This window comes from Rhodococcus sp. (in: high G+C Gram-positive bacteria), from assembly GCF_049286785.1.
Taxonomy (GTDB): domain Bacteria; phylum Actinomycetota; class Actinomycetes; order Mycobacteriales; family Mycobacteriaceae; genus Rhodococcus_F.
Genome location: NZ_JBAQEO010000139.1, coordinates 1 through 1,831 on the forward strand (window position 1 = coordinate 1; position 1,831 = coordinate 1,831).

General features: G+C 71.7%; 4 protein-coding genes. 1 reads left to right on the plus strand and 3 read right to left on the minus strand.

Annotated features, from left to right (window positions below):
• A partial coding sequence (locus WAW17_RS05590) for a hypothetical protein (RefSeq protein WP_422332014.1) occupies nt 1–269 on the plus strand: 269 nt, incomplete at its 5' end.
• A 561-nt stretch (nt 270–830) separates the two neighbouring features.
• Here the strand turns inward: WAW17_RS05590 and WAW17_RS05595 are convergent.
• From WAW17_RS05595 to WAW17_RS05605, 3 genes are all read right to left on the minus strand, one after another.
• Nucleotides 831–998, minus strand: coding sequence for a hypothetical protein (locus WAW17_RS05595; RefSeq protein WP_422332015.1), 168 nt, complete (start codon nt 996–998; stop codon nt 831–833).
• Nucleotides 995–1,609 carry a hypothetical protein gene (locus tag WAW17_RS05600; RefSeq protein WP_422332016.1) on the minus strand — a complete coding sequence of 205 codons (615 nt, stop codon included), beginning with the start codon at nt 1,607–1,609 and terminating at the stop codon, nt 995–997. Before WAW17_RS05600 ends, WAW17_RS05595 begins: the two co-directional genes overlap by 4 nt.
• 9 nt (nt 1,610–1,618) lie before the next feature.
• On the minus strand, nt 1,619–1,831 hold a 213-nt coding region (locus WAW17_RS05605), incomplete at its 5' end, for a hypothetical protein (protein WP_422332017.1).

Below are 1,831 nucleotides of genomic sequence, written 5' to 3' on the forward strand. Positions count from 1 at the left end.
ACCTGAACCATGGCTGCACCTGTGCTGCGTGCTCCATCATGGGAGCCGAGCTGAACAGCGCTCGGTGGCCGCGAGGCGCGGCGCGCGCGAAGGTTGCCAACGAGGAGACTCTCCGGGCCGCGGTCAACCAGCGCCAGCCGTGGTCCGCCGAGGACGTGCAGGTTGTCGCCACTCGTGATGACCTCGGCCTGGTGCAGCTGGCCTACACGCTAGGTCGATCGCGCGAGGCGGTGCGCTCGATGCGCACCAAGGTTCGCCGCGCCGGGTGATCGGCCCCAGAACGCACGAAAGCCGCCCGCCCCACGGGGGGACGGGCGGCTGTTGTGTCGGGGGTGCGTGCTACATGCGCATGTGCGCCCGGATCTGCTCGCGGTACGCCCAGACGTTCCAGCCGGCCACGACGAGCAGCAGGACGGCCGCCTCGGCCGCGACGACGGTCAGGAACGGGTGGCGGTCCATCAGTCTCGCCACCAGCCGCGCGCAGTCGTCTGTGCGAACGGCCTCCAGCAGCGGTCGTTGCCGCGGCAGGCGTTGGTGTGCCAGCCGACGCGGTGGGCGAACCAGCGGACGATTGTCAGGTCGATCTCTGTGCGCCAGATGCTGAACCACGCACGGCGAACGCGGCGGCGAGTGGCGTGCCTCATGGGGTCAGAACCCAGGGAGTCCGCGCTCGCGGCGCCACTCGATCAGCCGCCGCTCAATCTCGCGCCCGTCGAGGTACACCGCCACGGCACCGGCGTTGGTCGTGCTCACGCTCAGGTGATGCGTGGCCGTGTTGGGCGCGAGGCGATCCGCGGCACGGCGGAGGATCCCTGCGAGCCGGGCGCGCATCACTCGTCACCCGGGACGTTGCTGCGGGCGACGCCGAGGGTGGCCGCGATCAGCAGCAGCCAGGCGTCGGCCTTGTCGGCCTCGATCACGCCGTACAGGACGGCAAGCAGGACGGCCGCGATGGCCACCTCGTACAGACGGCGGCGACGCTTCGGTGTGAGACTCACTTGATCCTCCTGAGGGCCCGGCGGGCGGTGTTGATGAAGAACAGACGCGTGCCCGAGGCGTGCTCGGCAGCGCCACGGAGCGCGACGCGCGCCACCTTGACCAGGGAGACGCGGTACTCCTTGCGGAGGGCGACGAGATCGGCGAGCAGGTCCATGTCGGGGTCCTCGTGGTAGGTGAACGGTGCGACCGGTGACGGACGCCACGGGTCGGGGTCGACGTAGTCGCCGACCAGCCCGTCGCCGCCGGCCAGGTACTCGGTGACCTGCCGGGCTGCGGCGGGCGAGATGTTCGGGTTGCCCAGCGGGATCGCGTGGACGTGCGGGCCCCAGACCCTGCGGCCGTCACGCCACAGCTCGGGGCGGTACCAGGCGGCGAACCCGACGCGACGCAGGGCCCGTGCGAGCTCGCGACCGGTGATGCCCGGGCACCAGCAGTCGACCGCGGGACCGTCGTGGGTGGTGCCGGACGCGGCCACCCCGCCGGGGTTGATGCCCTGGTAGATCGTGAGCGTCCGGTCGAGGTCGTACTCGGCGGCCTTCAGCGCGGCCACGGTGTAGCGGTCGTGGGTGCGTCCGCGCCAGGTGATGCGCTCGTAGCGGTTGTCGGCCATCTCGTCTCCTCAGATCGTCCAGGCTCGGATGCGGACCCCGGCCCGAGCAGCGCCCCGGCGGGCGGCTTCAACCCGGCGGAGGCCGGCGTCGTCGCTCGGGTAGTCCTTCAGTGCGCGGACCTCGAGCGGCACCCCGTACTGGTCGTGCAGCCCGGCGAGGTAGACCCATGGGCGGGCGCGCTCGAACCGGACGTCGGCCTTCGGCTCCCAGACCGGGTGACC

Bases quoted from the DNA above. Each gene is read 5' to 3' on its own strand.
- WAW17_RS05600 (WP_422332016.1), bottom strand. From the start codon at position 1,609: ATGGCCGACAACCGCTACGAGCGCATCACCTGGCGCGGACGCACCCAC.